This is a genomic window from Streptomyces sp. NPDC054813 (assembly GCF_053611365.1).
Genome location: NZ_JBSHAF010000029.1, coordinates 86,626 through 111,721, shown reverse-complemented (window position 1 = coordinate 111,721; position 25,096 = coordinate 86,626). Strand labels below are relative to the sequence as shown.

Annotated in this window: 18 protein-coding genes and 1 pseudogene; 5 read left to right on the top strand and 14 right to left on the bottom strand. The window is 70.0% G+C overall.

Annotated elements, in window-relative coordinates; genetic code table 11:
• The first annotated feature begins 155 nt into the window (after window positions 1-155).
• Window positions 156-1,154: a helix-turn-helix domain-containing protein gene (locus ACWGJB_RS41495; protein ID WP_453385200.1), complete on the top strand. Its 999-nt coding sequence runs from the start codon at window positions 156-158 to the stop codon at window positions 1,152-1,154.
• 178 nt (window positions 1,155-1,332) lie between these two features.
• Here ACWGJB_RS41495 and ACWGJB_RS41490 read toward each other — a convergent pair whose 3' ends face one another.
• From ACWGJB_RS41490 to ACWGJB_RS41475, 4 genes and pseudogenes are all read right to left on the bottom strand, one after another.
• A complete protein-coding gene (locus ACWGJB_RS41490; protein ID WP_453385199.1) occupies window positions 1,333-4,710 on the bottom strand; it encodes a S8 family peptidase in 3,378 nt (1,125 codons plus the stop codon).
• A 517-nt stretch (window positions 4,711-5,227) separates the two neighbouring features.
• A pseudogene (locus tag ACWGJB_RS41485) lies at window positions 5,228-5,629 on the bottom strand (transposase); the annotation flags it as partial.
• A gap of 28 nt (window positions 5,630-5,657) precedes the next feature.
• Entirely contained in the window at window positions 5,658-5,867 is a 210-nt protein-coding gene (locus ACWGJB_RS41480) for a hypothetical protein (RefSeq protein ID WP_453385198.1), read from the bottom strand.
• Window positions 5,868-6,130: 263 nt separating this feature from the next.
• Window positions 6,131-7,924: a RecQ family ATP-dependent DNA helicase gene (locus tag ACWGJB_RS41475; protein ID WP_453385197.1), complete on the bottom strand. Its 1,794-nt coding sequence runs from the start codon at window positions 7,922-7,924 to the stop codon at window positions 6,131-6,133.
• Window positions 7,925-8,323: 399 nt separating this feature from the next.
• On the opposite strand from ACWGJB_RS41475, the gene ACWGJB_RS41470 reads away from it, so the two are divergent.
• Window positions 8,324-9,223, top strand: a complete 900-nt coding sequence (locus ACWGJB_RS41470; RefSeq protein ID WP_453385196.1) for an NAD-dependent protein deacetylase — start codon at window positions 8,324-8,326, stop codon at window positions 9,221-9,223.
• Window positions 9,224-9,320: 97 nt separating this feature from the next.
• Here ACWGJB_RS41470 and ACWGJB_RS41465 read toward each other — a convergent pair whose 3' ends face one another.
• The 3 genes from ACWGJB_RS41465 to ACWGJB_RS41455 form a co-directional block, all read right to left on the bottom strand.
• Window positions 9,321-9,701 (bottom strand): toxin Doc, encoded by a 381-nt coding sequence (locus ACWGJB_RS41465; protein ID WP_351717028.1) that lies wholly within the window; start codon window positions 9,699-9,701, stop codon window positions 9,321-9,323.
• Window positions 9,701-9,940, bottom strand: coding sequence for a hypothetical protein (locus ACWGJB_RS41460; RefSeq protein WP_217553694.1), 240 nt, complete (start codon window positions 9,938-9,940; stop codon window positions 9,701-9,703). Before ACWGJB_RS41460 ends, ACWGJB_RS41465 begins: the two co-directional genes overlap by 1 nt.
• Before the next feature lie 276 nt (window positions 9,941-10,216).
• The gene (locus ACWGJB_RS41455; RefSeq protein ID WP_453385226.1) at window positions 10,217-10,744 is read right to left on the bottom strand and encodes an ATP-binding protein; all 528 of its coding nucleotides are present in this window, start codon (window positions 10,742-10,744) and stop codon (window positions 10,217-10,219) included.
• 214 nt (window positions 10,745-10,958) lie between these two features.
• Between ACWGJB_RS41455 and ACWGJB_RS41450 the strand changes: the two genes are divergently transcribed.
• Together ACWGJB_RS41450 and ACWGJB_RS41445 are read left to right on the top strand one after the other, a co-directional pair.
• Window positions 10,959-11,558: a TetR/AcrR family transcriptional regulator gene (locus tag ACWGJB_RS41450; RefSeq protein ID WP_453385195.1), complete on the top strand. Its 600-nt coding sequence runs from the start codon at window positions 10,959-10,961 to the stop codon at window positions 11,556-11,558.
• Window positions 11,559-11,824: 266 nt separating this feature from the next.
• Window positions 11,825-13,180 carry a mycothione reductase gene (locus ACWGJB_RS41445; RefSeq protein WP_453385194.1) on the top strand — a complete coding sequence of 452 codons (1,356 nt, stop codon included), beginning with the start codon at window positions 11,825-11,827 and terminating at the stop codon, window positions 13,178-13,180.
• A gap of 302 nt (window positions 13,181-13,482) precedes the next feature.
• On the opposite strand, the gene ACWGJB_RS41440 is transcribed toward ACWGJB_RS41445, so the two are convergent.
• On the bottom strand, window positions 13,483-14,502 hold the full coding sequence (locus tag ACWGJB_RS41440; protein WP_453385193.1) for an alcohol dehydrogenase catalytic domain-containing protein: 1,020 nt from the start codon (window positions 14,500-14,502) through the stop codon (window positions 13,483-13,485).
• 182 nt (window positions 14,503-14,684) lie between these two features.
• On the opposite strand from ACWGJB_RS41440, the gene ACWGJB_RS41435 reads away from it, so the two are divergent.
• Window positions 14,685-15,257 (top strand): TetR family transcriptional regulator C-terminal domain-containing protein, encoded by a 573-nt coding sequence (locus tag ACWGJB_RS41435; RefSeq protein ID WP_453385192.1) that lies wholly within the window; start codon window positions 14,685-14,687, stop codon window positions 15,255-15,257.
• Window positions 15,258-15,915: 658 nt separating this feature from the next.
• Here ACWGJB_RS41435 and ACWGJB_RS41430 read toward each other — a convergent pair.
• The 6 genes from ACWGJB_RS41430 to ACWGJB_RS41405 form a co-directional block, all read right to left on the bottom strand.
• Window positions 15,916-19,146: a TIM-barrel domain-containing protein gene (locus ACWGJB_RS41430; RefSeq protein WP_453385191.1), complete on the bottom strand. Its 3,231-nt coding sequence runs from the start codon at window positions 19,144-19,146 to the stop codon at window positions 15,916-15,918.
• A gap of 62 nt (window positions 19,147-19,208) precedes the next feature.
• Window positions 19,209-20,240: an ABC transporter permease gene (locus ACWGJB_RS41425; protein ID WP_453385190.1), complete on the bottom strand. Its 1,032-nt coding sequence runs from the start codon at window positions 20,238-20,240 to the stop codon at window positions 19,209-19,211.
• Window positions 20,237-21,199, bottom strand: a complete 963-nt coding sequence (locus ACWGJB_RS41420) for an ABC transporter permease (RefSeq protein ID WP_453385189.1) — start codon at window positions 21,197-21,199, stop codon at window positions 20,237-20,239. Before ACWGJB_RS41420 ends, ACWGJB_RS41425 begins: the two co-directional genes overlap by 4 nt.
• Window positions 21,192-22,709: a sugar ABC transporter ATP-binding protein gene (locus ACWGJB_RS41415; protein WP_453385188.1), complete on the bottom strand. Its 1,518-nt coding sequence runs from the start codon at window positions 22,707-22,709 to the stop codon at window positions 21,192-21,194. The genes ACWGJB_RS41420 and ACWGJB_RS41415 overlap by 8 nt, the downstream gene beginning before the upstream one ends.
• A 1-nt stretch (window position 22,710) precedes the next feature.
• Complete coding sequence (locus ACWGJB_RS41410) at window positions 22,711-23,808, bottom strand: ABC transporter substrate-binding protein (RefSeq protein WP_453385187.1); 1,098 nt, start codon at window positions 23,806-23,808, stop codon at window positions 22,711-22,713.
• Window positions 23,809-23,950: 142 nt separating this feature from the next.
• Complete coding sequence (locus ACWGJB_RS41405; protein ID WP_453385186.1) at window positions 23,951-24,964, bottom strand: LacI family DNA-binding transcriptional regulator; 1,014 nt, start codon at window positions 24,962-24,964, stop codon at window positions 23,951-23,953.
• Window positions 24,965-25,096 lie beyond the last annotated feature (132 nt).

The following is a 25,096-nucleotide window of genomic DNA, read 5'->3' as shown; positions in this document are numbered from 1 at the left end:
GCCGACGGCACCGCCCCGTCACGGTGAACCGGATCGCCCGTGAAAGCCGTCGTGGTGCCTGGTCGCGGGGGCTGATGGAATCACCGCCGGGACGACCGCGTTCCCCCCACGGGAACCCAGGCGGAGGCGGCCCGGATGGTGAGAAAGGTGGCGACATGCTGGAGACGGTGGGCCTGACGGCCGACGAGAGCGAGGTGTACCGCCTTCTGGTCGCCACCGGGACGGCGTCCGCTCAGGACATCTCCGGCCGCTCGGACCTCGACGTCGTGACCGCGCGGCTGCTGCTGCGCGCGCTGGAGCACAAGGGCCTGGCGTCGGCGGTCGAGGACAGTCCCGAATGGTTCACGGCCGTGCCGCCGCAGGTGGCCCTCATGCCCCGGCTCCAACGCCGCTTCGACGCCCTGGAACAGACCCGGGCCGCCGTCTACGAACTGGCGGAGACACACCGCCGCAGCGCATGGGCCCGGAGCACGGGCGAGGCCGTCGAGATCATCACCGGCGCGGCGGCACTGCGCCAGCATCTGCGCCAGCTCCAGCACGGCGCCGACCGCGAGATGATGTGGTTCGTGAAGGCCCAGTACGTGGCCATGTCCCCGGAGAGCAATCAGGAGGAGTACGACGCGCTGGACCGGGGCGTGCTCTACCGGGCCCTGTACGAGCAGGCGTACTTCGACGACCCCGACGCGGTGGACTACGTCGTCAAGGGCGTGTGCGCCGGAGAGGTCGCCCGGGCGGCGCCCCTGCTGCCGCTGCGGATGGCGATCGCCGACCGCTCGGTGGCCATCCTGCCGCTGGCCTCCTCCGGCACATCCCGCAACCCCCGGGAACTGCGGGCCGCGGTGGTGCGGGAGAGCAGCCTGCTGGACGCGCTCATCGCCCTGTTCGAACATCACTGGGAGATCGGAGCCCCGCTCCGGGTGACCGAGGAGGGCCAGATCGGCGGCGCCGGCACCACGGATGCCGCCTCGCCGGTCGGAGAGGACCGGCACCTGCTCTCCCTGATGGTCGCCGGTATGACGGACGAGGCGATAGCCGGACAGCTGCGGGTCAGCAAGCGCACCGTCCAGCGGCGCATCCAAGGCCTGATGAGCCTGGCGGGCGTCGCGACCCGTATGCAGCTGGGCTGGCACGCGGCCCGCCGCGACTGGCTCTGAGAGTACGGCGGACGCCGCCACGCACACGAACAGGGCCCACCGGACGTGTCCGGCGGGCCCTGTCCCCGTTCGTCCGGCCGCTGCGGCCGGGCTGCGCTGCTCGCGGAAGCAGTTGCCCGAGGACGTGACTACTCCGCGGAAGCAACTACCCGAGGACGTGACTACTCCGCACAGGCGGCTACTTGAGCAGGTAGCCCTTGATGACGGTCTCCTTGAAGGAGTTGCCCGCCGCGTCCTCGACGTGGACGCGCAGGCTGACCGAGCCGCCCGCGGCGTGGCGAGGGTGCTCCACGGTCACGGTGCGCTCCATGCCGGAGCCCTTGACCCGCACCGACTGCCAGGTCTTCCCCTCGTCGAAGGAGACCTCGGTGGTGAAGACGCGGACGGGCGACGCCGGGGCGCCGGCCGTCCGCTGGATCAGGACCGGGATGTCGAGCTTACGGCCGGCCTCGGCCCGGTTCCACTCGTCCAGCTTCGGCGACATACGGACCGCGTACAGCGGCAGCGCCTGCCGGGTCGCCGTGGTCTGCGACCGGAAGCGCCATTCGGCCGACACGTGGGTGGAGACCGAGCTGGGGGCGAGGTCGCGGTCGTGCTCGACCGTCAGGCGGTAGTCGGCGGGGGTCGTGTCGGCGGGTACGTCGCTCATGCTCCAGTCCTCGGAGACGAGTTCGCCGTTGCGCCGCAGCTCCACCGTGGGCAGGCCGGCCGTCGTGTCGGCCACCAGGTCGAGGTTTCCGTTCGCGGCCGACTGGAAGGGGCGGTAGATGGTGTCGCCCTCGCGGAAGGCGGCCATCGAGGACGCGAGGCCCACGGCCTGGATCCCGCCGTTCCAGCGCTCCTCGACCTTGGCGCCGGCCTTGTAGCTGTGCAGGTCGCCGAGGTAGCTCTGTCCGCGGGTGTCCGGGTCGAAGATGTTGTTCTGGTCGAAGGCCGTCTGCCAGCGTAGGCCCTCGGCCGACGAGAAGTAGTCGACCCGCCGGGTCGGCACCGGCAGCCCCGCCATCGACGGTGCGCTGAAGCGGACGTTGTCGACGTACATCCAGACGAGGCGGGCAGCGGTGGTTCCCGGGGTGGTGGCGGCGAAGGTGGTGTCCACCTTCGCCAGTTCCGACGTGCGGGGACGGTACCCCGGATCGGCCGGGATGGCGCCGTGCACCGGCCGGGAGAGGTAGTAGACCGACGAGGGGTTGCCGTCCGCGCCGGCGGGGTCACCCCAGACGGTGCTGACGAGGTAGGTGAACTTCGAGTCCTTGTCCCGCGCCGTCGGCACCGCGTACACGCCGTCGATGTGGTCGGTGCCGATCGCGTTGTACATGGTGACCGAGAGAAGCTGGTCGGCCATGCTGATCGTGCCGATCTCGGCCGACATGATGCGCGCGGAACGGCTCGGTGCGGACACCGTGACGGGCTTCGCCTTGCGGGCGTCGATGGTCACCTGCCGGTCGGCGCTCATCACGACCTTCGGCACGCCGACGATGGTGCCCTCGGTGAAGGAGGCGTCGAAGTAGAAGCCGCTCACCGAGTACGTGTCCTTCGGCAGTCGCACCACCGTGCTGCTCTTGCCGAGCGCCTCGACCTCGTACGCCTTGCCGTCGGCGGAGTTGACCAGCAGGTAGGCGTTGTGGGGGGCGGCGCCCGTGCGGCTCTTCATGCCGATGCGCAGGTCGTAGGACGGCTGCTCGACGTCCATGCCGAGCGGGACGCGCACCGACACCTGGTCGTCCGTGGTGCTCGCGGTCACCACACCGCTGTAGGCGGCGTACGTCGTGGTGGCTTCCGGGGTCGCGGTGAGGGTGACGGCCGCGGTTCCGTGCGCGGGCACGGTGACCGTGTCGGCGCTGAGCCGGAACAGCCCGGCGGGAGCGGGCACGTCCTTCTTCCCGCTGCTCGGGTTGTCCTTCAGCTGAAGGGTGACCGGCGCGGCGCCCGGGTTGCGGTAGGTGATGGTCTTGGTCACCGGAGGCCGCTTGCCGTCCGTCCAGCGGATCAGCCCGAAGTCCAGTGCGGTGGTGTCGGCGGTGACGTCCTGGTCGACCGCCCGGGCGACGTCGACGCGTCCTGCGCCCTGGAAGTAGGCGCCGTGCTCCTTGGCGCCGGTCGCCGACTGCATCAGCTGGCGCTTGACCTGCTCCGCCGTCCAGTCCGGGTGCTGCTGGAACAGGATGGCGGCGGCTCCGGTCACATGGGGCGTGGCCATGGACGTGCCGCTCATCGCGACATAGCCGTCGTCGGCGGTGGTGCCGCCCGCCCTCGCGGCGACGACGTTGACGCCGGGGGCGATGATGTCCGGCTTGAGGCCGGAGTCGCCCACCCGCGGGCCGACCGAGCTGAAGACGGCGAGGTCGTCGTCGTCCTCGGCCGCGCCGACGGCCAGCGCCCGGTCGTCGGAGGCGGGCGAGGAGACCTTGTCGGGACCGCTGTTGCCGGCCGCGGCCACGACCAGCGTGCCGTAGTCACGGGTCACGGTGTCGACCATGGCCTCGAGGGCGTCGGTCTCCGGAGTGTCCGTGTCGCCCAGGCTGAGGTTGATCACCTTGGCGCCGTGCTGGGCGGCCCAGGCCAGGCCCTCGACGATGTCGGAGTTGTCGCAGTTGCCGTCCGCGGTGCACACCTTGCCTGACAGGATCTGCACACCGGGTGCCACACCCTTGTAGCGGCCGTCGGAGGCCGCGCCGGAACCGGCGACCGTGGAGGTCACATGGGTGCCGTGACCGTTCAGGTCGTCGGTGTTCGGCTCGGTGGTGAAGTTCGCGGACTCGGTGACGAGGCCCTTGAGGTCCGGGTGGTTGGGGTCGTAACCGGTGTCGAGCACGGCGACCTTGACGCCGGTGCCGGTGTAGCCCTTCTCCCAGGCGTGCGGGGCCCCGATGCGCGGCACCGTCCTGTCAAGCTGGATCCTTGAGTGGCCGTCCAGCCAGACCCGGCGCACACCCGCCCCGAAGGACGTGACGTCCGCCCGGCCGGGGGCGATGCCCTTCCAGAACCCGGCTGCGTCCGCACGGTGTTCGCCGAGGGTAGCGAAGGGGGTCCCGCCGATGGGGTGGACGGTGTCGGCACCGGCGGCGGTCAGCTGCCGCCGGGCGGTGCCCGCGTCCCCGGCGTACTCCACGATCAGCGGCAGGCTCGACCGCTGCGCGTACTTGCCCCGGACCAGGGCGGAGACGTTGAACAGCGCCTTGTCGAGCCGGCCCGTCGCGAGCAGCGGGAGCGTGTCGGCGGGTATGACCGTCCAGTCGCGGCCGGACTGACGCTTGATGAACGCGACTCGTTCGCGGCCCTCGGCGGGCTCGACCGACACACTCTGCTTGCCCGAGGTGTCCGTCTCCAGCGTGACGCGGTCGCCGGTGATCAGGGTGAGCTGATGCCGGGAGGTGATCGGCGACCGGGCCGCTCCGGTCTGCGCGGCGGCTTCCGTTCGCCCGGTGCGCGGGCCGAGGTCCTGAGCTGCGCCGGGGGCGGCGGTCAGACCGGCCACGAGCGCCACGAGGGCGGCAGCCGCCGCCGTATGGCGAGGCCGGGGAGGGCGGATCCCCCGGCGCCACCTGTTGTTCATGTCTCTCATGGGAGGACAGCGTGGTGCCGTCAAGTGCCGAGGTCAGCACTTTGCCCTGTCCACCAGGCGTCAAGTCACCTTTACGCCAGCCCCCACACCCCACAAAGAGGGCAGAAGTGGCCAGTTTGGCGGCTCTTGGACGAACCGTCCATGCCGCTCCCCCGGTGGTGTCAGGCCGGCCGCCGGAGATCACGCACGGGCCTTCCTTCCGGGCTCGACCGGAGGCCCTTCGGCTGCCCTCGGCGGCGAGTACCGTGCCGTAGCCCAGAGCCCAGCGTGGCGGAGCAGTCGAGGACATCTCGTGCAGCTGGCGGGTCGAGTTGAGCCGGCTGGCATGCCCCGGCCGAAGGTTGCTCCTGGCCGGTTGCGTGCCTGGGCGACGCGGTAGCGTCCTGGGCCTGCTGGATGGTCCTGATGTGTCGGTCACACTGGGAGACGGGGTAGGCAATCGCTCGCAGGTCTGGGACTTTGTGCGCTGGTTCAGTGGTGAGTGGTTCGACCGTCCTCTGCGGCCCGAGGGCCAGACCGTCTCCACCGCCTCGCGCAGGCCTGTGAGGCCGTCGCAGACCAGCATCAGTACGTCGCCGACGCCGCGGTTCTTGATCTCGGTGAGGGTGTGCAGCCAGTGCTCGCCGCCCTCGCCACCGTCGCCGGCCCAGTAGTCCCAGGATCTCCCCGGGCCCTCCACCGTGACGGCCGGTGCCACGTGGATGGGCCGGTTGGCGACCGCGCCGTCGCGGATCTTCACGTGGACGGCGTCGATGAAGACGACCGGACAGACGGGTCGGGCCGGAGGCTCTGCCATTTCGACCATGCCCTCAAGGACCTGGTCGGTGATGGTCGAGATCGTCTGACGGAAGACCTCGCCGCCATAGGCGTCGGCCAGGTGGGCCTGCACCTCGCCGGTGGTCAGGCCTTGGTGGCCGGCGAGATGACCGACTCGTCGTTCAACGGGCCGCCTCCGCGCTGGCGGCGTAGACCGTCCCCTGGTGCAGAACGCTCCCGTACAGCTCCGACAACGCCCCATCCGCCTCACCCGCGTCAGCGCCGGTCAGAGCCCGCAGCAGATCGGGAACGTCCTCCGCACTGCCGTACGCATGGGAGAGGGAGGACCAAAGGCGGGTGTCCAGGCCGTCGAGCAGGCATGCGAGATCCATGCGGAGCATCGTGCCAGCCACCTCTGACATGCTGGGGCACCCACGTCCCTCGCACGAGCCGACGAGAACGCTCACGGGCCCGATCGGCGCTCAGGCACCGCGGTTGAGACTGTGCATCTCAGTCGGCACTTGAGTACCTGACGGGCACCGCAGCATCAGAGTTGGCGCGTCAGGGTACTCCCGAAGGCTGCTGGGCCCGCTACGAGCCCGCCGCCCGCTACGGCAGGGCCGCCTCTCGGCGTCCGGGACTCGCGGGTCCAGCGTCAGCGCGGTGAGTCGGGCAACGTGGCGAGCAACTGCTTGTCCGTCACCACGGCCAGCGACAGGGTGCGATAGCCGACCGACTCGAACAGGATGGTGATCTTGCCGTCGCCCTCGCTCATGACCTCGCCGTGGCCCCACCGGTCATGGCGCACGCGGACGCCCGGCAGGTAGGCGTGGTCGTCCGCCGCGGGGCGTGCGACCGTCTCCGCCGCCCGGACGGCACCCGCGGAGGCGCCCGCGCGCTCACCGGCCCGGATCCACCGGCGCTGCCGCGTGGCCGCCTTGTACGGCCGTCCGTCTCCGGACCGCTCGCGCCTCAGCCTGCTCGCAGGCTTGGCCACCGTGCCTGTGCAATTGCCGCACGCCCCGCACGGGATGGGGACGGACTCGCCGAAGTATCCAAGGAGGAACCGCCGTCGGCAGTCGGTCGTCTCGGAGTACCCGCGCATCATGTCGACCCGGGACTGTTCGAGCTTGCGGTGCGTGGCGTGGACGGCGAGGGCGCTCTGCACAGCGGCGTCGACGTCGTCATCCGCGGAGGCGCCGGCAGCGCCGGTGAAGCGGCTGCCGTCCCGTCCGGTACGGACGGCCCCGGCCTCCTCCAGCAGGTTCAGCACGGCGGACAGTGCCGTCGCGTCGAGTTCGCAGTCGGCCCGGAGCCGGGTCGCGCTCACGGCGCCCTCCTCGCCGCGCAGGCACTTGGCGACGCGGCGCACCGCGTCGGCGTCGGGAGCGCCGGCGGCGAAGAAGCGTTGCAGGCCCAGATCCTGTGGACGGTAGGCGAGGATCGCCCTGGCCGGTGCCCCGTCGCGGCCGGCCCGGCCGATCTCCTGGTAGTAGGCGTCGAGCGAGCCGGGGACGGACGCATGGAGGACGAACCGTACGTTCGCCTTGTCGATGCCCATCCCGAACGCCGAGGTCGCCACGACCACGTCGAGTTCACCGGAGCTGAACCGGTCCTGGGTTCGGCCGCGTTCGGCGGCGGACCGGCCCGCGTGGTAGCTCGCCGCGGACAGTCCGAGGCCGCTCAACTGCGCGGCGTAGCTGTCCGCGGCCCGCCGCGTCCCCGCGTAAACGATTCCCGGCTTCTCCTCGACGGCCGCCCGCTCCACGACGAACCGCTCCTTGGCGGCTCCGTCCTGAAAGGTGGACACCTCCAGATGGATGTTGGGACGGTCGAAGCCGGCCACTATCTCCACCGGGTCGTCCATGCCAAGACGTTCGGCGATGTCCCGGCGGACCGGGGCCGCCGCGTTCGCGGTCAGGGCGAGCACCGGCGGATTGCCAAGCCGCTCGCGCGCGTGGCGCAGCCGCAGGTAGTCCGGCCGGAAGTCGTGTCCCCAGGACGACACGCAGTGTGCCTCGTCCACCACCAGCAGCCGGGGCCGGACGGCAGCGAGCCGGTCAGTGACGTCCGGCTTGGCGAGCTGCTCAGGAGCGAGGAAGACCACGTCGACCGAGGAGGCGCTGATGCGGGCCCATGCCGTCTCGTTGTCGCTTCGGCGCTGCGCAGAGTTGATGGCGGCGGCGCGCAACGCGCCGGATCCGAGCAGGCTCTGCATCTGGTCCCGCTGCAGCGCGATCAGCGGCGAGACGACCACGACCGGACCGCCGAGCAAGACCGCGGGCACCTGGTACACGGCGGACTTGCCCGCGCCGGTCGGCATGACGGCGAGTACGTCACGCTCCTTCATCACGGCCTTCATCGCTGTGAGTTGGGCCGGACGCAACTGCTGCCAGCCGAAGACCCGACGGGCGATGCCGCGCAGACGACGGGACGTGAGTGCGAACATGGTTCTCCTTGAAGGGTGGGCCAACCGCCGTGTGTGGCGGCTACCCCGGTTCACCGGGATATCGCCTCACGCGATTCGGTCGCCCATATCAAGATCCCCACGGCGCGTTCGCAGCGCCCGGTATCTGACCGTGGATGCGATTCGGATGCGTTCGTGCTGCGGCCGCCATGACCGTGCGCCGAACGATTCCGTCCGGCCCCGCCCACCCCGTCGTTCTGCCGCGCCACCGGCGACTGCCCCGGCGTGACTGAGCGCTTCAGCCGGCCAACGAGACGGCGCAGACCGTGGCGGTCTTACCGTGGTTGCCGGAGCCGCTGACCATGATTCCCGAGAGTGTCGGGTCGTCCTGCCCCCACCTGCGCCGGCCCTGAGCCGCCGCCGACTCCGTACCCTGGCGGCATGCGCATGCGCCCCACCCTGAGCTGGACCCCCGCCGCGGATCTGCCGCCGGGGACCACCGACCTGCAACCGGTCGTCGACGCGTTGAGCACCGGCGGTGTGCTGGTGCTCAGCGGCGCGGGCATCTCCACGGAGTCAGGCATCCCGGACTACCGGGGCAAGGGCGGGAGCCTGAGCCGGCACACCCCGATGACCTACCAGGACTTCACCGGCAGCGCCCACGCGCGGCGCCGCTACTGGGCGCGCAGCCACCTCGGCTGGCGCACCTTCGGCCGCGCCCTCCCCAACGCTGGGCACCGGGCCGTGGCCGCTTTCGCACGGCACGCCCACGTCTCGGGTGTGATCACCCAGAACGTCGACGGCCTGCACCAGGCCGCCGGCAGCGAGGGCGTCGTGGAACTCCACGGCAGCCTCGACCGGGTCGTCTGCCTCTCCTGCGGCGCCTTCAGCCCGCGCCGCGAACTCGCCCGGCGGCTGGAGGCCGAGAACCCCGGCTTCGACCCGGTGGCCGCCGGGATCAACCCGGATGGTGACGCCGACCTCACCGACGCGCAGGTCGGGGATTTCCGCATCGTGCCCTGCGCCGACTGCGGCGGCGTACTCAAACCGGACGTGGTGTTCTTCGGCGAGGCGGTTCCGCCACAGCGCGTCGAGCACTGCCGACGGCTGGTACGTGAAGCGTCCTCACTGCTGGTCCTGGGCTCCTCGCTGACGGTGATGTCCGGGCTCCGGTTCGTCCGCCAGGCGCACCAGGAGGGAAAGCCGGTGTTGATCGTCAACCAGGACCCGACCCGCGGCGACCCGCACGCCCTCACCCGGGTCGCGCTCCCCCTGGGGTCGGCCCTGATCACCGTGGCCCACCGGCTGGGCATCCCGGTCGGCGGCGGGTCTGCGGACTGAGGCGCCCTCCGGCGGGTGTCCGCAGCCGTTTCCCCTGGATGGCAGGCAATGATCAGCAGGCCACGACTGCCCTGGCGATGCCGCACCAGCGCCGGTGCTACAGCTTCCAGCTCCGCAGCTGATCGGCGACGTCCTGGACGCTGATACGGGTGTCGCGGACCTTGCGGACCAGGTCGGACAGGGCGCCGTAGGGAGGATCGATGCCTTCGCCGGCCTGCGCCATGTACTGGGCGGCGATGAACGCGGCGTACAGGCTGTTGCGGTGCGGGAGCGGCTCCAGGCGCACGATGGTGTGCAGCAGGGCCGCGGCGCGCCAGGCCGTGTCCGGGTCGGCTGTCGCGAGGGTGGGCATCCGGGTCTTGTGGCGGGCGACGGCGGCGACCAGCGCGGAGTAGTCCGCCACGGTCAGGTCATCGTGGCCGAGCGCGTTCTCCTGGACGTCCAGCAGCCAGGAGACGTCGATGTAGAGAGGCGGCATCAGGCGGCAGCGGCCCCGTTGCCGCGTTCGGCGGGCGGCACTTCGTCGGGGAAGGCCTCGTCGAACTCGCCGCGCAGCCGCTCGGCCCATTCGGTGGCGCCGGCGACGAACTGTTTGCGCTGCATCTCGCGGATTCCGAGGTCGTGCAGGTACTGCTTGAGGCTCTTGCCCTCGGCGGCGGCCGCGGCCCGCACGCCTTCGAGTTCCTCTTCAGTGAACGACACGTTCAGGGATGGCATACCCGTGATGGTACCTAGTAGGTGCCTGTCCGTGAAGCGGGATACCGGACCTGCACTCCGGCACCCATTGCGGATCGTGATCCTGTGCACGGTCAGCGCGGAACGCAACGGTCGGACCTGGTCCTGAGCTCTGGACCTGACAGGCGGCAGACCCTGTCCAACCGTTCGCGCACGATGCGTTCGCGTTGGCCGTGCTCTCCGTTCCTGGTCCTGTCTACTTGTTGACAGCGCCGCCTTGGGACTTCGGACGACCGCGACTTCCACAGGCCACCGTCATCACGGTGCTTGCGTCTCACGATGATGGCCTTCGGCCTGCAGCTCAAACCACATGGTCTTGCCGGTGGCCGTCCGGACACTGCCCCAGGCGTCCGCGAGCAGGTCGAGGAGCTCGATGCCCCGGCCGTTCTCCGCATCCGGGTCGGCGACGTTGCGTGCGGGGCTGGAGGACTCCGTGTCCTCGACCTCGCACAGCAGGCGGGAGTCGCGCAGCTGCAGGTTGAGCCTGAGCGGACCGCGCGTGTGACGCAGAGCATTGGTGACCAGTTCACTGACCAGTAGCTCAGCGGTGTCGGCGAGTTCACCCACAGCCCAGTCGCTCAGTTGCGCGGTCACCAGACGTCGGGCTTGGCGCACGGAGGTGAGTTCCCGCTGCAGGGGCCAGGAGGCATCCCAGGCGGTGGCACAGCCACGCGGCGCGTCAAACGGCCGCAGCGGTGCGAGCAGGCGGGACCACAGAGCCCACTGCCGGGCGAGCCGCGACGGTGCAGCGGCACGAGAGGACCGCTCTCCCCGGTGGGAGACGATGCGGTAACCGATGACCCAGGTGGCCACGGGGATCAGTCCCTTCGCTGACGGCCGGCCGGTCGGCCGGTGAACGTGCCAGGCATACGCCAGGCCCGAACACGTAGCGGTCGCTACATCTCAAATATAGACGTAACTGCCGCTACAGTAAATACCCCACCAAAGGCGCAATAACGGACGGCGCGGGATCCTCGACCGCGCGCACCCAGGAGCCTCCATGCCTCGCCCACCCGATCCAGCCAAGCGACGCGACCTTCTCGACCGGGTCCGCGAGTACGTCATGCGCAACGGCATCGCGGACCTGTCCCTGCGACCTCTGGCCAAGGCCCTGGGCACCAGCGACCGCATGCTCCTGTACTACTTCGGCACCAAGGAACGAATGGTCGCCGAGGCCCTCGCCATCTACGAGCGTCGGCCCCTCCTGCGCACCCGCGAACTACTGGAGACCATCGGCTCGCCCGCGAGCCCCGCAGACCTGCGCCGCTTCGTGGAGGAACTGTGGCGACAATTCAGCGACCCCCATGTACGCGCCACACTCCCTCTCTACTTCGAGATCATGAGCGCCAGCGTGCTTCACCCTGGCCGCTACGGGCCCGTCATGCGCGACATCGTCACCGAATGGACCCTCCTGTACACCTCCGTCTTCCGCGACCTCGGCATGACCCAAGAGCGAGCGCGCACACAGGCCACCCTCCTGACCGACGCCGCCCTCGGCCTGCTGATCACCCCGCTGGCCGACGGCCACTGGGACCGGGCCCACAAAGCCTTCCACGCCCTACTCGACAGCCTGGAGCCCGGATGGCACACCACGGCGTGACACCGCTCCGCAGGCACGCTCCGCCCCAGGCCGCGAGATCTGGCGCGCCATGGTGCGCGGCACCTACAGGAGCGAGGCCGACCAGCTCACCATCGGCGTACCGGCGGGACGGGACGGTGTCCTGACGCGCCGGCCGTGGGCCGGGCCGCCCTCACGTCCGGCAGTGGTGGAAAGCGGCGCATGCGGACAGAATTGTGATCAGTAGGACCGCACGCTCACAGCCACACGCCACAAGGCCGGTGTCCCGCCCACGGAAGGTGGAAGACATGCGGCACTACGATCTCGTCATCCTGGGAGCAGGCAGCGGCAACATGCTGCTGTCCGAGGAATTCGATCGCCTGCGGACCGCCATCGTCGAACCGGACCGTTTCGGCGGCACGTGTCTGAACCGGGGGTGCATACCGAGCAAGATGTTCGTCGTCGCCGCGGACGCCGCCGAGGGCGCGCGGGCGGCACGGCGCCTCGGCGTCCACGCGAGTGTCGCGCACGTCGACTGGAAGTCCGTCCGGGACCGCGTGTTCGACCGCATCGATCCGCTGCACGAGAGTGCCGTGGAGTACCGCAGAGGCCAGGGCGTCGACGTGTTCACCGAGGCGGCCCGATTCGTCGCCCCGAAGGTGCTGGAGGTCGGGACGGAGCGGATCACCGCCGAGACGTTCGTCGTCGCGGTCGGGTCGCGGCCGGTGGTGCCGGACATCCCCGGCCTCGACACCGTCGCCTTCCACACCTCGGACACGATCATGCGGATCGACGCCCTGCCCGCGTCCATGCTGGTGCTCGGCGGCGGCTTCATCGCGGCCGAGTTCGGCCACGTGTTCGCGTCGTTCGGCGTGGACATCACGATCGTGCAGCGCGGGCCACGCCTGCTCATGGCGGAGGACGAGCAGGTGTCGCAGCGCTTCACCGAGCTCGCCTCACTGCGGCACCGTGTGCTGCTCGGCGCCAAGGTCACCTCGGTCGCACCGAAGGGGGACGGTGTGGCGGCGCTGGTGGCATGTCCGGACGGTGAGCACGCCGTCGAGGCCGACATGCTGCTGGTGTGCGTCGGCCGCAGACCCAACACGGACCGGCTGCGGGCCGTCGACGGCGGGCTGGAGCTGGACGAACACGGTCACATCGTCACCGACGACGCCTACCGAACGTCCGTGCCCGGGGTGTGGGCACTCGGCGACGCGGTGAACCACTTCCAGCTCAAGCACGTGGCGAACGCGGAATCGCGGCTGGTGCGGCACAACATCCTCCATCCGCAGGACGTGCGGACGCTGCCGAACAAGGTGGCGCCGCATGCGGTGTTCACCAGCCCGCAGATCGCCAGTGTCGGTCTCACGGAACAGGAGGCGCGGCGGCGCGGCATCGACTGCCTGGTGAGCGTTCGCGACTACGCACAGACCGCCTACGGATGGGCCCTGGAGGACACCACCAGTTTCGTCAAACTCCTCGCGAGTCCGGCCGATCGTATGCTCCTGGGCGCGCACACCATCGGGCCCCAGGCCGCGACGCTCATCCAGCCCCTGATCCAGGCCATGTCCCTGGGACTGACGGTGGACCGGATCGGGCACGACGTCCTGTACATCCACCCGGCTCTGACGGAGGCCGTCGAGCAGGCGCTGCTGGACCTGTAGTCAGGCGCAGCGGACGGGACACACCGAGGGAACGGGACGCCGTGCCCGCGGACGGCCTGTGTGCGGGCGTGTCGCGGGTGGTCGCTGGGTGAGGTTGAAGGTGACGGGGGGTTCGGTGGCGCCCACGGGGACGGTGCGGACGTACCCTCCGACGTTGCCGTGTCCGTTGGCGGCCCCTGACGACCCCTCCGGGGCCCGCGCCCCAGGGGCGCACGTCCCGACCGCTCGCGGAGCCGGACCGCCGTGACCGTGCGGCCCACGCACGAGGGGTGAGCCGGGTCCGGCGGTGACGGCGAGGACGATCAGGCGGCGACGTCGAGGACGACGCGGAACCGCGCCTTGCCGGAGAGCATCCGCTCGTAGGCGTCCATGGCCCGCTCGAAGGGCATCGTCTCGATGGACGGGCGGATGCCGTGGGCCAGGCTGAAGCCGAGGTTGTCCTCGTTCTCGATCGACGAGCCGGTCAGGCTGCCGACGATGCTCCGGGTGCCGAAGATCAGGTCGGCGGTGTCCACCGACAGCGGGTCGGGCGCGGCACCCACGACGACGAGCTTCCCACCGGGGGCAAGACCGCGCAGCAGCGGGTTCATGGACGCGCCGCTCGCCGCCGTGGCGATGACGAGCGAGGCGCCACCCAGGTCGGCCAGCGCCGCGCCGGGGTCGGTCTCCGAGCTGTCGATGTACTCATGAGCGCCCAGCTCACGGGCGAGCGGCTCCTTGTCCTTGCCGCGGGCGACGGCGGCGACCCGGTATCCGAGGCTGCGCGCGTACTGGAGCGCGAGGTGTCCCAGGCCGCCGATACCCTGCACGGCGACCAGGCTGCCCGCCCGGACGGAGTCCTGCTGGAGCGCGGAGAAGGTGGTCAGTCCGGCGCACAGCAGCGGGGCGGCCTCGGCCGCGGACATGCCGTCGGGGATGCGGACCAGTCCGCTGGCACGCGCGTAGGTCACCTCGGCGTAGCCGCCGTCGATGTTCGTGCCGGTCTGCCCCTGGTCGAGGCAGTTGACGAAGTCGCCCCGGCGGCACGGCTCGCACTCCCCGCAGTGTCCGTTCAGGAAGCCGACGCCGACGCGGTCGCCGGGGTGCCAGGCGGTGACGCCCGGCCCCACGGCGTCGATCACGCCGACGATCTCGTGGCCGGGCACGATCGGACTGGACGGGTCGGCACGCAGGCCCTCCACGGCAAGGACGTCGGTGTGGCAGACGCCGCAGGTCTCCACCCGGAGCCGGACGTGTCCGGGCGCCGGGTCGACCAGCTCGCGCTCGACCAGCCGGAGGTTGTGGACTCCGGTGGCTTCGAAGGCTCGGTAGGTGGTGGACATTGAGGCTCCCTTGGTACCGCCCGGCCGGCATGGACCGGCGGGCTCAGTGTGACGATGCCACTTTCAATATGACCAGTCGTCTTAGGAGACGTCAAGCCCGGGCGGGCGAAGGTGTGCGGGCCTGAGGCGCGGGCTTGACAGCGAACAAGACGACCGGACATATTGCGAGAGAGGTGATCAGAATGGCACGCGCATCGAAGCGCGAGGAGATAGCGCAGGCGGCACTGGAGCAGTTCCGTACCCGGGGCTTCAACGCCACCGGCATCAGCGACATCACCACGGCCGCCGGCGCCCCGAAGGGTTCTTTCTACAACCACTTCGCCAGCAAGGAGGACAGCGCCCTGGAGGCGCTCAACCGCTATGCCGCCGGTCTGCGCTTCGACATGCTCGACACGGCCGGGCGTCCTCCGCTGGAACGGCTGCGGGCACACTTCGACTTCATGGGCTCGGACACGGTGGACAGCGGCTTCGCCCGCGGATGCCTGGTCGGCAATTTCGGCGCCGAGGTGGCCGACCACTCGGAGGAGATCCGCTCGGCGGTCCAGCGCGGCTTCCAGCAGTGGGCCTCGCACATCGAGCGCGTGCTTGCCGAGGCCCAGGAATCGGGCGAAGTAAGCGCCTCGCTCGACGTGCCGGCGACCGCGCTCTTCGTCCTCAGCGCCTGGGAAGGTGCCCTGATCGCGGCCCGCGCCGACAAGTCCTCCGCCCCTATCGACGCGTTCTTCCAGATGGTGTTCGACGTCGTGCTGCGCTGAGCCTGCCTGCCTGTCACCGCCACGGCTGTTCTTCGAGAGGTTCGCGGGGGTCGTCCTCCCTGGGGCGCGTGTTCGCCCCGGATGTGTCGAGGTTGGTCCTCCCGGTCTGCAGCCTGTCTCGGACCGGAGGAAGAGCGAGGTGTCACCTCGCCGGCAGGCCCTGAGCGTGAGGGTGGTCTCCCCCGCGACCGATGGCGCGATCCGGCTGTGCGCTGTCCGCACAGTGCTCCCGGTCACGGGGTCGCAGCTCGGTGTTCGTAGGAGGGATGAGCGCCCGGGCAGGCTGCTCGGGCGGGGCCTGAACCACCTTGTGGCGCGGCTTGGGTGGGCAAGGCTCCTGGTCAGCCATGTCCGGCCGCCACAGGCAGCCGTTGAACTCGCCGGCGACGATCCGAGCGGCACGGGCGCCGGTGAGAGCCGCTGGAGACGATCCGCCGTATCGTCACCGGCACCGAGGCAGCCCCCGAGGAGAAGCCCGAGTCCCCGGCCCTGGCCGACGATCTGCAGTGACCCGTGGCGTTGTCGACACGGCTGATCGGAGAGTGACCCCCGACCGGGTGTGGCAGAAGCGGGTGAGTTCGCCGACCGCGCCGAGGTATGACAGGCCCTGCCGCCAAGCACGACATGCGCGGCAGGGCCTGCACGAGTACCCGCCCTTCTACTTGTACGCGATGGCCGTGGCAGCGCGGATGCTGTACGCGGGTGTGGTGATCCGCAGTACGTGGGTGTCGGCGTCCCAGTACCAGGCCGAGCGGGTCAGACGGGTGCCGCCCGCGCTTACTTGGCTCGGTGGTTCGCCGACGCCGAGGAAGGACACGGTCCAGGTGCGGCGGCTGACCTGTCCGGGGAAGGCTCCCTTGGCGGGTGCGATCTTCAGCAGGTGTGCGTCCTTGTGCTCGGTGTAGCGGATCCGGGTGGTTGCCGTACGACCGGAATGCGAGGTGGTGCCGTCGTCCTCGTAGAGAGAGAACACGCCGGATGCTCCCGGGGCCACCGTGACGCTGACCTTGTCGAGTGGGCTCTGGCTGTCGTCGGGCACGTTGTCTGACCGGGTGGTGACGATGCCGCCCGCCCGGACGAAGACCGGCATGGTGTCCAGGGTGGTCGTGATGTCCTGCGTGGCTCCGCCGGCGGGTGCAGTGTAGGTGCGGCCGGTGAAGTAGTCCGTCCACTGGCCAGGAGGGAACCACATCGACGTGGTGGTGTCGGTGCCGGGTGTGGTGACGGGTGCGATCAGCATGTCGGGGCCGTAGAGGTACTCGCTGTCCGCCTTGGTGTACGCGTTCTCCTCCTCCAGGTACTGCAGGTACAACGGGCGGACGATCGGGGTGCCGGTGGTGTTGGCCTCGTGCGCCAGGGTGTACGTGTACGGCACGAGCGCCTCGCGCAGCCGGAGGAACTTCTCCGCGGACTTCTGTGCTTCGGGGCCGTACTGCCACGGCAGGCGGTCGCTGTGGTTGCTGTGCAGACGGTCGACGGGCTGGAAGGTGCCGAACTGCACCCACCGTGCGTACAGGTCGTCGGGCAGCTTGGTGGTGCGGTGGGTCTGGCCGTTCGAGGTGTACGTCTCGGCTCCGGGGATGCCGTATCCGTCGTTGTGGCCGCCGATGTCGTGGCTGACGGCGGCAAGGCCGGTGGCGGCCGACTCCCCCGGCGTATAGCCGATTTCGGCGCGCAGGGTGCCCCAGTTCGAGGTCGTGTCACCGGTGAAGTGGAGCGTACTGCGCTTGTCGGCCCAGGGGCCGGTGGGCAGGCCTACGCCGCCGCTGTAGCCGCCGGCCTGGAGGGAGCCGTAGGCGCGGGACAGGACGAAGCCGCGGTCGCTGGTCTCGGAGGTGAGGTCGGCGTACTTCTGGTTGATCCATGCGTCCGGGGTGGCTCCGGACTGGGAGGAGCGGGAGGCGTCGCAGCACCAGTCGAGCCACCAGAAGTCGTTGCCGGCCTGGTCCATCGGACGGTGCAGGTCGAGGTAGGCCTTGAGCTGGTCGGGATCGCCGAAGTCGAAGGTGTAGCAGTCCGAGCCGGCGCTGCCTGCACAACCGCCTTTTCTCAGCTTGCCCTTGGCCGTGCTCTGGGCCTTCGCGAACTGCGGGTCGGAGCCGAGGATGCTCGGGTGCACGTTCAGGGTGTTGTGCAGCCCTTGGCCGGTGGACCAGTCGAAGAAGGCCTTGGGGTCGGGGAACTTGGCCGGGTCGAAGTTCCAACCGCTCCAGGTGTTCGGCGACTTGAAGTCGGTGTCCGTGACGAGCACGTCCAGAGGTACGTCCGCGGCGCGGAACGCGGGCAGGATGGTGTTCTCGTAGTCGCTCGCCGTGCGGTCGATGTATTCGGAGTACCAGACGCCGTATGCCCAACGGGGCAGCAGCTGTGACGGCCCGGTCAGCGTGGCCAGGTCGGACAGGCCCTGCTGGTAGTCGTGTCCGAAGGCGAAGAGATAGCCGTCCTGGTAGGGCCGGCCGCCATGTGCAGGGCGTGGGGTGGCCTTCTTGGTGCCGGTGTCGTAGACCGCGGAAGTTGTGTCGTCGAGCAGGTACCAGCCGTCTCGGTGCAAGAGACCGGGCGTGGTCCAGGGGGTGGGTTCGGTGTCGCCGTTGAGTCCGTCGAGGCTGCGGCGGTAGCCGCCCAGGGCGAGGTGGGGTGCTGGGGCGGCCTCTCCCTGCCGGCTCAGGGCGACGGTGTCCAGGTTGACGTGGCAGCTGGTGGACTCCGGGCAGTTCAGGGTCAGTTGGTCGGTACCCGCCTTCAACTCGACCGGAACGGAGGCCGACTGCCAGGTGTCCCAGTTGTCGGTGGCCGGGAGCGAGAGGGTGCGGGAGGCGCCGTTGCCGGTGCCGACTTCGATCGTCCGTGGCTGGTGCAGGCCGTCGCTGCCGGTGCCGTTGGCGTAGCGCAGGTTCAGCAGGTAGGTGCCGTCGTCGGGTACGCCGGTGATCCGGTCCGAGATACCGGATCCCTGGTTGAGTTCGGCGGTGAAGCCGTAGCCGGTATGACTCCTGTGATCGGTGGCGATGATCGCGGAGCCCGACAGGAGGGCGTCCTCGGCCTCACAACTGGTCCCGAACCGGCAGCCGTTGACCGTGGTCTGCGCTCGGGAGGGATAGGTGGCACCGGTGGTGAGGAGGGCGAGGCTGTCGACGTTGACGCTTCCGGAGTCGGTGGCGGTGCGGTGCAGTCTGACGGTGTGGGAACCGGTGCCGAGCGTCAGCGGCAGGCGGGCCACACCCCAGGTGTTCCAGTCCGATGTCGCGGGAAGCGTGAACGTCTTGTCGGCGCCGCCGTCCACGCTGAGGCTGAGGGTGCGTGCCTCGTGGTGGCCGTCGCCGCCCACCGCGTTGGCGTAGCGCACGGCGAGGTCGTAGGTGCCGGCGGACGGTGCCTGCACGTCCGCGGCCAGGGAGTTGTTGTCGACTTCGAAACCGGCGAGGAAGCCCTTGCCGGTGAACCCGCTGTGATCCGTGGCCAGGCCCGGACCGTCGTACAGCTGGTCCTCCGCCTCGCACAAGGCACCGACGGTGCAGACGTCGTGCTGCCAGGGTGCCGCGAGCACCGGCGTCTGCCCTGTCTTGAAGGACGTCGTCAGGTTGTCGGCGTCGAAGGGTCCGGAGCCGATCCGGTAGCGCAGGGTCATGGCGCTGGTGGTGATGGTCAGGACACCGTCGCTGACGGACGAGGTGTAGGGGGGCGGGGTGAAGGAGTCCCGGCCGACGGCGTTGAAGGTGGGGCTGTCCTGGAAGCGGCCGTCCCCCGCGTACTCCGTCCGGATCAATGTCGGTGACAGGACTTCGAAGCGGGCGTCCTGCACGGTCACGGCGGCGGGGTGGCTCGTCCGGCTTCCGGTGGCCGCCGCCCCCACGCCTGGGGTGACCAGGCAGAACCCCAGTGCCGCCATGGCCACCGTCCCGACGACGACAGGGCGGCCCAGCCTGCGGCGAAATCTCGGCAAGGATGGTTTCACAGCACTCTCCGTCTCCGGCCCAGCCACGTCTGGGCAACGACCACCACGGCCAGGAAGGCTCCGCTGACGACCTGCTGGTAGGCAGAGTCGAGCGAGCCGATCTGGTTGATCACGTTCTGGATGACCTTCAGCAGCAGCACCCCGACGAGGGAGCCGCTGATGTAGCCGAAACCGCCGCTGAGCAGGGTGCCGCCGATGACCACGGCGGAGATGGCCTCCAGCTCCATGCCGCTGCCGAGAATGGTCACGCCCGACAGCAGCCAGGCCGCGTTGAGTGCGCCGGCGAGCCCGGCGCACAGGCCCGAGAGCGTGTAGACGGAGATCTTCGTACGGGCCACCGGTGCGCCCATCAGGGCTCCCGCGTCCTCGTTGCCGCCGACCGCGTAGACGTACTGGCCGAATCTGGTCCGGCGCAGCACGACGGCGCCGAGCACGAACAGCGCCACGGTGATCCACACGGGCACTCCGATGCCGCCCAGGGAGCCCTGTCCGAGGGTGGCGAAGAAGGAGTCCTTGTCGACGAGATACGTCCTCGAGCCCTCGTCGGTGATGGCCAGCAGGATGCCCCGGGCACCCAGCATCGCCGCCAGGGTGACGATGAACGGCGCCAGCCGGACACGTGCGATCAGTACTCCGTTGACCAGGCCGATCAGTCCGCAGACAGCAAGCGGCAGCAGCAGGGCCACCGCCGTGCCGTACTGCGAGCCCCAGGCGGCGAGGACGCCGCCGAGGGCGAACAGGGAGCCCACCGACAGATCGATGCCGCCGGTGACTATCACGAACGTCATGCCGAGGGCGACCACGGCGAGGAACGCGGAGGACAGCGCCATGTTCTCGAGGTTGTCGCCCGTCAGGAAGGTGTCGAAGCTCAGTGACGCCACGGCCATGGCGATCACGAGGGTGACCAGGGCGCCGTGTTGCTGCGCGAGCCCGCTCAGCCGCTCGGAGCGGTTCATACGCCCGGGACCGGCGCCCTTGCGGCTCACGGTGTCGGCCGGCATTCCGGCCTCTTCGGTCTGCGTGGTCATCGCCTGCCTCGTTCCCGGGCCGCGTAGACGGCGAGGACGATCACCACGGCCTGGGCGATCTGGGTCCACGACGGCGGCAGATCGTGCTTGATGAGGGTGGTGGTGAGCAGCTGGATGAGCGCGGCACCCGCGACGGTGCCGCCGATGCGCACCCGTCCGCCGCTGAGCGGGGTGCCGCCGACGACCACGGCGGTGATGGCGGACAGTTCCATCAGGGTGCCGAGGGAGGTGGGGTCGCTCGCGGCGAGGCGGGCGGTGGCGAGCACGCCCGCGATCGCGGCGAGGGCGCCGGAGCAGACGTAGACCACGACCAGGACCCGGCGTACCGGGAGTCCGGCGAGCCGGGCCGCCGGGCGGCTGTCGCCGATGGCCAGGACCTGCCGCCCGAAGGTGGTGCGGCGCATCACGAACGCGACCAGCACCGCGAGCGCCGCGGCGATGAGGACCAGGTAGGGCACGCCAAGGACGGCGCCGGAGCCGAGTGCCGCAAGGCCCGGATCGCGTACGTCCTTGAGCTGGGGCAGCAGGACCAGGGCCAGTCCGCGTCCGGCGACCATCAGGGCGAGGGTGGCGACGATGGGCTGGACGCCGACGGACGCGATCAGTGCGCCGTTCGCGACGCCGACCACGGCACCCGCGATCACCGCGATCAACGTGGCGATCCAGGGTCCGTAGCCGAGGTAGAGCGAGAGCAGGGAGGTGGCCAGGGCCATCACCGAGCCCACCGACAGATCGACGCCCTCGGTGCCGATCGCCAGCGCCATGCCCAGCGCGACGATCAGGACGGGGGCGACCTGGACGGCCTGGGTGCGGAAGTTCTCCGCGGAGGCGAAGTGGGGGGTGAAGGCGAAGTTGAACAGCAGCAGCACCAGGACGCCGGTGTACACGCCGTAGTCCTGGAGCAGGCGCAGCAGCCGGGCACGGTCCAGCGCGCCGCGTGCGAGGGTGAGTTCAGTCATCGCTTTCTCCAGCGGGGACGGCGGCGATGGCGCGCATCAGCTCGCCCTCGGTGACGGCGTCACCGGTCAGCTCGCGGACCACGACGCCGTCCTTGAGGACCACCACGCGGTCGCTGCCCTCGATCAGTTCCTCGGTGTCGGAGGAGATCAGCAGCACCGCGAGGCCGTCGTCGGCGAGTTCGTCGATGAGTGCCTGCACCTCGGCCTTGGCGCCGACGTCGATGCCGCGGGTCGGCTCGTCCAGGAGCAGGACCTTCGGGTGCAGGGCCAGCCAGCGGGCCAGCAGCACCTTCTGCTGGTTGCCGCCGGAGAGTTCGCCGACCTTCTGGTGCGCTCCCGCGGCCTTGATCCGGAGCCGTTTCATGAACGTCTCCACGATCCGGTCGACGCGGGCGTCGTCGACGAGGCCGAAGCGGGACAGCCCGGGCAGCGCGGCGAGCGCGATGTTCTCGCGGACCGACAACCCCGGCATGATGCCCTCGCTCTTGCGGTCCTCCGGCAGCAGGCTGATGCCGGCGCGGATCGCCGCGGCGGTCGAGCCCGCCCGTACCGGGACGCCGGCGACAACGACCCGGCCGGTGTCGGTGGGCAGGGCGCCGGCGATGGCCTTCGCGGTCTCGCTGCGGCCGGAGCCGAGCAGCCCGCCCAGGCCCACGACCTCTCCGGGCCGGACCGACAGCGACACGTTCCGCAGTCTGTGCCGGACCGTCAATTCCGTCGCGGTCAGCACCGGTTCGGCGTCGGTGTCGTGCGAGCCGGAGAACTTGGTCATGCCTTCCGCGCGCACCTCGCCGATCTCCCGGCCGAGCATCATGGCCACCAGTCGCAGCCGGTCGAGCTCGGCGAGCGGGCCGGTGTGCACGACGCGTCCGTCGCGCAGGACGGTGATCGTGTCGCAGAGTTCGTACAGCTCGTCCATGCGGTGGCTGACGTAGACGACCGCGACGCCGCGCTCGCGCAGCATGCGGATCACCTCGAACAGGGTCTGCACCTCGCGTGGTTCGAGGGAGGAGGTCGGTTCGTCCATGATGACGACGCGGGCCTCGACGGCGACGGCACGGGCGAGCGCGACCATCTGCTGGGTGCCGACGCCGAGTTCGCGCAGCGGCCGGTGTACGTCGACCCGGATGCCGAGTCCGCGCAGTGCCTCGTCGGCCTCGCGGTGCATGCGCCGGAAGTCGATCAGGCCCAGCCGGCCCAGCGGTTCGCGGCCGAGGAACAGGTTGCGGGCCACGCTCATCAGCGGGACGAGGTTGACCTCCTGGTAGATGGTGGAGATGCCGGCCTGCTGGGCCTGCAGCGGTGTGGTGAAGCGGACCGGTTCTCCGTCGTACGTCACCTCGCCGTGGTCGGGCCGGTACACCCCGGTGAGCACCTTGATGAGCGTCGACTTGCCCGCGCCGTTCTCGCCGACGAGCGCGTGCACCTCCCCGGCGCGCGCGGTGAAGTCCACGTCGGACAGCGCGCGCACGCCGGGGAAGGTCTTGGACAGCTGGGTGACCGAGAGCACGTCAGTAGGCCTTGCCGAGGTCCGACCGGGCGTTGCTCTTGTCGTAGGCGCTGTCCTTGATAACGATGTCCTGCCCGACCTTCTCGCCCTTGGTGAAGGTGTCGAGGGTCTGGAAGGCGAGCGGCCCGAAGCGCGGGTTGGACTCGATCACCGCGTAGATCCAGCCGTCCACGATGCTCTGTACGGCGTTGCGGGTTCCGTCGATGGTCACGATCTTGACGGCGCCGGCCTTCTTGCCCGCGCCCTTGAGGGCGTTGACGGCGCCGAGACCCATCTCGTCGTTCTCGGCGTAGATCCCGGTGATGCCGGGCTTGGACTGGATGAGGTTCTCGGTGACCGACTGGCCCTTCTCGCGGGCGAATTCGCCGGTCTGACGGAACACGACCTTCAGGCCGGGTGCCTTCTCCTTGATGCGGTCCTCGAAGCCCGCGGTGCGCTCGGTGGTCACGTTGTTGCCGGCCGCGCCGAGCAGGATGGCGATCTCGCCCTTGCCCCCGGTCGCTTGGATCATCTGGTCCGCGGCCCGTTTGCCCTGCTCGACGAAGTCGGAGCCGATGAAGCTCACATAGTCCTTGCAGGCCGCCGCGTTGATCTTGCGGTCGATGGTCACGATCGGGATGTGCTTGGCGGCCGCGGTGCGCAGCACCGGCTCCCAGCCGTCGGAGTTGAGCGGGGCGATGACCAGCAGGTTCGCGCCCTTGGCGATGAGGTCCTGGACGTCGCTGATCTGCTTGGAGAACTGCGACTGGGCGTTGGCTGTGAGCAGTTTGACGCCCTGTGCCTTGGCTTCGGCCTTGATGGAGGCGGTCTCCGCGATCCGGAAGGGGTTGGCCTCCTTCTCCGACTGGGAGAAGCCGACGGTGGCGCTTTTCAGATCGATCTTCCGCCCGCCGTAGGCGTCGATGGTGCAGGTCGGGCCGGAGGCGGTGCCGGGCGAGGCGACCACCTGGCCGGCGTCGTCCTGCTTCGAGGCGGAGGGCTTCGTGCCCGAGTCGTCCTCGGACTTGGTGCATCCGGTCGCGAGCGCGAGGCTCGTCACAAGGCCGGCGGCGAGAAGCGTTCGCGCGGAGGTGCGACGGACAAGTGCGGTGGGCTTCATGAGTGTCCCCAAACGGCACGGCCCCGGAGCTGAGAGCGCTCTCGGGGAGGCTTGCTCTTGCGTCAACTCGGCGTGCTCGTCGTTCAGGGGAGGTTTTTACATCGTTGGAAGAGCCGTGTAAAGCCTTCCGTCCGATATCTCGTCACCGTCGGCCCAAGGTGCTCTCCCGCTCGACGAGCTCGAACTTCGCGGTCAGTTCGCGCCCGCCGGGCTCCTCGCGGCCCGAAAGACTGCGCAGCAGCGAGGCCACGGCCATCTTCGCGATGGCCTGCTTGTCCGGCGACACCGTCGTCAGCGTGACGGCGCCGAAACGCCCCTCCGCGATGTCGTCGAAACCCACCACCGCCACGTCCCAGGGCACCCGCAGACCCCGCTCGTGCAGCACCCGCATCGCCCCGATCGCGATCAGGTCGTTGAAGGCGAAGACGGCGTCCGGACGCACGCCGGAGTCCAGCAACTCGGCCATCGCACGCGCCCCGTCGTCCCGGTCCCAGCCGCCGACCGGCACCACCAGGCTGTCCGGCGCGGGCACCCCGGCCGCCGCCAACTCCGCCCGCCAGCCGTCCAGTCGCAGGTGGGCGGGCTGGTTCACGGAATCGGTGCGCACGCCGAGGTAGGCGATCCGAGTCCGGCCACGGCCCAGCAGATGACGCACCGCGCACCGGGCCGCCGCCACGTTGTCGATCGCGATGTGGTCGAAGGGCAGGCCGTACTCGCGCTCACCGAGCAGCACCAGCGGTACGTCGCCGGAGCGGCCCTGCAGATCCTCGGCCTCCAGGGTCAGTGGGCTGAGGATCAGCCCGTCGATCACACCGCCCCGGAATCCCTGGCTGACCAGGATCTCCTGTTCGCGCTCGCCCCGCGTGTGGTCGAGCAGGACGGTGAACTCGTGCTCCGCGGCCGCGTCGATCACGGCGCCGGCCAGCTCCGCGAAGTACGGGTTGCCGAGCTCGGGAACGGCGAGCGCGATGATCCCCGTCCGGCCCTTGCGCAGATGTCGCGCGGTCAGATTGGGCCGGTAGCCCAGCTCGTCGATCGCCGCCTGCACCCTGGCGCGCGTGGCCGGGGTGACGTGCGGATAGTTGTTCACTACGTTGGACACGGTCTTGATCGAAACGCCCGCGCGTTCCGCCACGTCCCTCAGGCTGACCCGCAAGGGATCTCCTCAGCATCGATGAGTGCCCCGTACCCCGGGGATTGTCATGCCCCTGGACAGAGGTCGAGAGCCGTGCTCTCATGCCAACTGCCGTTCCTTCCAACGTTGTACAGACAGAAGCAACGAGCCGCC